The 5476-nt window shown below is 72.4% G+C and carries 4 protein-coding genes; 1 reads left to right on the plus strand and 3 read right to left on the minus strand.

Annotated elements, in window-relative coordinates; all coding sequences use genetic code 11:
• Positions 1 to 637 precede the first annotated feature (637 nt).
• On the plus strand, positions 638 to 1963 hold the full coding sequence (locus ACIQOV_RS25550; protein ID WP_380545356.1) for a hypothetical protein: 1326 nt from the start codon (positions 638 to 640) through the stop codon (positions 1961 to 1963).
• 187 nt (positions 1964 to 2150) lie between these two features.
• Here the strand turns inward: ACIQOV_RS25550 and ACIQOV_RS25555 are convergent, their stop codons facing one another.
• From ACIQOV_RS25555 to ACIQOV_RS25565, 3 genes are all read right to left on the minus strand, one after another.
• Positions 2151 to 3029: a CDP-alcohol phosphatidyltransferase family protein gene (locus ACIQOV_RS25555; RefSeq protein ID WP_380354263.1), complete on the minus strand. Its 879-nt coding sequence runs from the start codon at positions 3027 to 3029 to the stop codon at positions 2151 to 2153.
• Positions 3016 to 3708, minus strand: a complete 693-nt coding sequence (locus tag ACIQOV_RS25560) for a phosphatidylserine decarboxylase (protein WP_401052210.1) — start codon at positions 3706 to 3708, stop codon at positions 3016 to 3018. The genes ACIQOV_RS25555 and ACIQOV_RS25560 overlap by 14 nt, the downstream gene beginning before the upstream one ends.
• Before the next feature lie 489 nt (positions 3709 to 4197).
• The gene (locus ACIQOV_RS25565) at positions 4198 to 5400 is read right to left on the minus strand and encodes an acyl-CoA dehydrogenase family protein (protein ID WP_380545354.1); all 1203 of its coding nucleotides are present in this window, start codon (positions 5398 to 5400) and stop codon (positions 4198 to 4200) included.
• Between the last annotated feature and the right edge of the window lie 76 nt (positions 5401 to 5476).

The raw sequence follows: 5476 nt of genomic DNA on the forward strand, positions 1-5476 counted from the left end.
GGGGGGGGGGGGGTTTTCGCGGCCCGCGCCCCCCCGCCCCCCGCTTCACGTTTCCCCCCCTCCGGCGGCGGCCGCGCGTTCGGGGGGCCGGCCCCACTCCCCCCGCGGCACGATCCCCCCGCCCCGCCCGTCATCCGTCCGGATTCGGACTGGACAGCTCCGCCGGAAGTCGGCGGAAGGGGATTCCCCGTGCGACCGGCGCGAAAACCACCCCGATGTCAGGGACAACAATTTGCCCGGCCACTGACCCCCCACCCGTACGCACGGTAACCGCCCGAGCATTCCCGGCGACCAGGATGATGCGAGTGGCATGGGCAGGTCACACGTTTCCGGCCAGGCGGTTTGCCGCTGTTGCCCGATCTTGCGGAGGTGCCGCCACCGGTCGCCCGGTCGTACGGACAACCGGATGTGACAGAAGGCCGGTACAAGGGGAAGACTGCTCGACGTGACGTCTCGGAACCCGCGCGACCGTGATGCCCCGCTCCCGCCGACGATCGGTACCGGTGCGACGGTGACCCGTCTCCCCGGAACGGCCCAACGGCCCGCCGGTGGCAGGCCGGGCGGGGCGGGTGTCCCCCGTAACGGAGTACCCCGGCGGCGAGGGCCCGCTCCGGCTCCCGGGCGGGGCAGGGTTCCCGTGCCCGAGGGCTTCCCGGCACCCGCCGAGCTGGCGCCGCTGGCCCGCCGGATGCTGGTGGACGCCGTCCGCGTCGCCCGCTGGGCCGGTGAGCTGGCCGAGGTCGACAAGCGCGGCGAACTGCTCCCCGAGGACGCCCGCGAGGCCGGCCGGGCGCTGGCCATGACGGTCGGCGCCGCCGCCAAGGCATGGGGGCAGGCGCTGCTGGTGGGCCTCGTGGAGCCCCGGGACGGCGGAGCCGGCCCCGGCTGGCGCCTGCACGCCTGGGAGCACGACGACGAGGCCGTGGTGCGCGGATGGTCGGCGATGTTCGACGCCTGGACCCTGCTCGCCCCGGTGCCGCCCGCCGCGCTGCGCGGCGTGTTCGCCGTGCTGGCCGGGCAGGCCGTGGACCAGGCCCCGCAGCTGCTCTCCTTCCTGCACCTGGTGGACGGCCCCGTCGCCGAGAGCGAACTGCTGGAACTGCTGCGCCGGGGCCTGGACGAGCGCCGGGTCGGCACCGGCCTCGGCGGACCGGGGCTGTCGCCGGTGCCGCACGCGGCCTCGGCCGTCTCCGCCGTCCGCGGCACCTGCCGCGCGCCGCAGATCGACACCCCGGCCGCGCCGGCCGACGTGGCCGCCGTCCTGGACTGGATGCTCGACGGCCTGGAGGCCGTCGGCGCCCTGGTGCGCAGGAACGATGCCGCGGAGCTGTCGCCGCTCGGCCACTGGGCGGTGCGGGCCAAGCTGGAGGAGATCTGCACGGTCGCGCAGACCGCGGCCGGGCACATCGAGCAGAGCGCCTTCGAGCTGCTGAACGCGTGTGCGGACTACTCGCCGGGCCCGGCCCGCGCCGAGTTCCGGGCGTGGGTCGCGGCCCGTCCGGCGGACCGGGCCGTGGGCGAGCTGCTGGAGGCCGCCCGGGGCGACGACGCGCTGGTGCGCGGACTGGCCTTCGAGGCGCTGCGGGTGGCCGGAGGCCCGGCCGAGCAGGCGGTGCGCGCGGCGGTGGACGCGCCGGTGCTGCGCCCCTACGCGCTGCTGTGGCTGGCGGAGCGCGCCGACGAGGGCGTCTCCCCGGCGGACGTGCTGGGTGCGGAGGACGCGGCCTGGCTCTGGGTGGACACCGCGGCCGCGGTGCTCGACCACGGCGAGACCGAGCTGCTGGTGGGCCATGTCGAGGGCGCCTCGGCGGGCGACCCGGTCCGGCTGTTCGCCCGGGCCCGGCAGTCCGGTCACCCGCGGGCGGCCTCGGTGCTGACGGCGGTCTCGGGCGTGCACCCGGACCCGGGCGTGGCCCGGGCGGCCCGCCGCTCGGCGTTCAGCGTGCACACCGGTGGCGCCTGAGTTTTATGACTTTTGCGGGGACGTTCGGGGTCCACGGCGACCGCGACGGCGGCTCCGGCGTCCGCCGTCGAGGTCCGCTCGGACGGCGCCTGAGCCCCGCACCCGCGCCGCTCGATTGTTATGACATACGAGAAGGGCCCGGAACCAACAGGTTCCGGGCCCTGACTCTTATGACTTTTGCGGGGACTCAGCCGAGCCGGGACTCCGCCCGCCGGGCGCGGACGTCGCCGACCTTCTGCCCCACCTTGCGGCGGATGACCAGCAGCGGTGCCATCGCCGCGAGCGTGATCTGGGCGAACGCGCCGACGTGCATCAGCTGGTTGCCACCGGGCAGGCCGGTGGCCCAGGCGGCCAGGCAGCCGATGGAGACCACGATCCAGCAGAGCGTCGCGGTGGCCAGCAGCCCCTGCGGCTTCGGGTACTCGATCCGGCTGACCATCAGGTACGCGGCGCCGAAGATGGCGAGCAGACCGGGCAGGAACGGCGGGTCGAGCAGCACGATGGCGATCACCGTCATCGCGCCCATCGGGCAGGGCATGCCCTGGAACACCCCGGGCCGCATCTTGACGGCCGAGAAGCGGGCCAGCCGCAGGACCACCGCGAGCAGCACCGTGATGGCGATGAGTGCCGACAGCTTGCTGTTGGAGCCCTGGGAGACCATGCCCCAGACCGCGACGAAGTAGGCCGGCGCGATGCCGAAGCTGATCAGGTCCGCCAGGTTGTCCAGTTCCGCTCCGAGGGCGGAGGAGCGCAGCTTGCGCGCCACCAGGCCGTCGAAGAGGTCGCACATCGAGCCGATCAGCAGCAGCGTGACCGCGGTGGCGGCGCTGTGCCGGTCCGGAGCGGCGTCCGGGTTGGTGATGTGCGGGACCAGGACCCCGGTGGTGATCGAGTAGATCGCCAGGAAGCCGCAGACGGCGTTCCCCAGGGTCAGGAAGTCGGCGGTGGACAGGTGCTGAGGAGAGCGCGGGGCGCGCAGCTCGCGGTCGCGCGCCCAGCGGCGGCGGCGCAGGGCCGTCTCCTCGTCGTCCAGGCCGACGATTGTCTCAGGATCAGTCACGGTCAAGGCGCGTCACCCCGGCTGTGGTCTTCTGGCCGACCTCGACGCCGACCTCGACGCCGGCCGGCAGGTAGGTGTCGACCCGGGACCCGAACCGGATCAGACCGATCCGGTCGCCCTGCTCGACCTTGGTTCCGGCGTCCACGTACGGCACGATGCGTCGGGCCACGGCCCCCGCGATCTGCACCATCTCGATGTCGCCGAGCTCGGTGTCGAAGTGCCAGACGACCCGCTCGTTCTGGTCGCTGTCCTTGTTGAACGCGGGGACGAAGCCGCCCGCGACGTGCTCGACCGACGTCACCGTGCCCGGCAGGGGCGCGCGGTTGACGTGGACGTTGAGCGGGCTCATGAAGATCGCGACCCGGGTGCGGCCGTCCGGCCAGGCGTCGATGCTCTGCACCACGCCGTCGGCGGGGGAGATCACTCCGCCCGTGCCGATCTCACGCTCGGGGTCGCGGAAGAACCACAGCATGCCCGCGCTGAGCGCGCAGGCGGGTACCGCAGCCAGGGCCCACTTGCCGCTGCGCCGGGTGAGGGCGGTGGTCACGGCGGCCGTGGCGAGAGTGGGGACGAACCAGGGGGTGGCTCCGCGCGCGATGGTCACGCGGGGTCGCCGACCGGCCGTCGGGGCTGCGAGGGCATCGCGGTCCGTGACGGAGGTGTGAGGGGACGGGCTGATGGGCATCGAAGACCTTTGTCGCGGGGGATCATGGCCGCTGGACGGGGGCCACCGCGGGATCGGTAATAGAGGGACGGCTTGCTGTCCCGGTGGATGCTATCGGGAGCACACGGTGGGTGGGCAACCCGCCTGCTCGTTCATGTGTCCGGTGGCGGCGCGTGTGCGCGTCCACTCCTACGACCGTAGCTCGACCCGGTCCGGTTCCCAAGGGACCCGACAGGGCTGGTGACTCTTGTCTCAACGGGTACGCCGACGGAACCCGGCGGGGCGAAACGGCCGTAGCGGCCGCAAGCGGGTGTGCGGAAGCGGCCGCCGGGCGTGTCGTTGCAGCTGTACGCCCTGCGGCCGCTTCCGGAGGGCCGTGCCGGACCCAGGCGGACCAGGCCGGGCCCGTGACGGGGCACGGCGCTGCGCCGGCGCGGGCCCGCACGCCCGTCGACCGGCGGTTCGAGGGGGCCGCACGGCGACGTGGTCCGTCGGCGGGCGGCCCGGGGATCAGTCGGCGATCCGGTACTCCTCCAGGAGCCGGCGTCCGACGATCATCTTCTGGATCTCCGCAGTACCTTCACCGATGAGCAGCATCGGGGCCTCGCGGTAGAGGCGCTCGATCTCGTACTCCTTGGAGAAGCCGTAGCCGCCGTGGATGCGGAAGGCGTCCTCGACGACCTCCTTGCAGTACTCGGAGGCGAGGTACTTGGCCATGCCGGCCTCAAGGTCGTTGCGCTCGCCGCTGTCCTTCTTGCGGGCGGCCATGACCATCATCTGGTGGGCGGCCTCGACCTTGGTGGCCATCTCGGCGAGCTTGAACTGGATCGCCTGGTGCTCGGCGATCTTCTTGCCGAAGGTGGAGCGCTGCTGGGCGTAGGAGATGCCGAGCTCGAAGGCGCGGCGGGCGACGCCGCAGCCGCGGGCGGCGACGTTGACGCGGCCGACCTCGACGCCGTCCATCATCTGGTAGAAGCCGCGGCCCGGGACGCCGCCGAGGATGCGGTCGGCCGGGATGCGGACGTCCTGGAGGACCAGCTCGGTGGTGTCGACGCCCTTGTAGCCCATCTTCTCGATCTTGCCGGGCACGGTCAGGCCGGGAACCGTGGGGTTCGGGCCGAAACCGGCCTCCTTCTCGATCAGGAAGGTGGTCATGTTCTTGTACGGCGTGTTGCCGCCCTCGTCGGTCTTGCAGAGGACCGCGACCAGGGTGGAGGTGCCGCCGTTGGTGAGCCACATCTTCTGGCCGTTGAGGACGTAGAACTCCCCGTCCTTGACGCCCTTGGTGGAGATGGCCGAAACGTCGGAGCCGAGGCCCGGCTCGGACATCGAGAAGGCGCCGCGGATCTCGCCGGCGGCCATCCTCGGCAGGAAGTGGTCCTTCTGCTCCTGGGTGCCGTGGGCGTTGATCATGTGCGCCACGATGAAGTGGGTGTTGACGATGCCGGAGACCGACATCCAGCCGCGGGCGATCTCCTCGACCACCAGGGCGTAGGTGAGCAGCGACTCGCCGAGGCCGCCGTACTCCTCGGGGATGGTGAGGCCGAACAGGCCGAGCTGCTTCATGCCCTCGACGATGGCGGTCGGGTACTCGTCCTTGTGCTCCAGCTCGGTCGCGACCGGAATGATCTCCTTGTCGACGAAATCCCGCACGGTGGCGAGGATGTCCCGCTGGATCTCGGTGAGGCCGTCGGTCTGTGCGAGGCGTCCCATCGTGCGGCTCCGGAAAGGTCTGAGGGGTTGATCGACAGCCCGGCGGGCAGGCCGGTCGCGGCGTAGGACAGCGGGG

This window comes from Kitasatospora sp. NPDC091257 (genome assembly GCF_044757675.1).
Lineage (GTDB): Bacteria > Actinomycetota > Actinomycetes > Streptomycetales > Streptomycetaceae > Kitasatospora > Kitasatospora lactacystinica.

Excerpts from the sequence above, each read along its gene's own strand:
- ACIQOV_RS25560 (WP_401052210.1), bottom strand. The coding sequence starts at position 3,708 with ATGCCCATCAGCCCGTCCCCTCACACCTCCGTCACGGACCGCGATGCC.
- ACIQOV_RS25565 (WP_380545354.1), bottom strand. The coding sequence starts at position 5,400 with ATGGGACGCCTCGCACAGACCGACGGCCTCACCGAGATCCAGCGGGAC.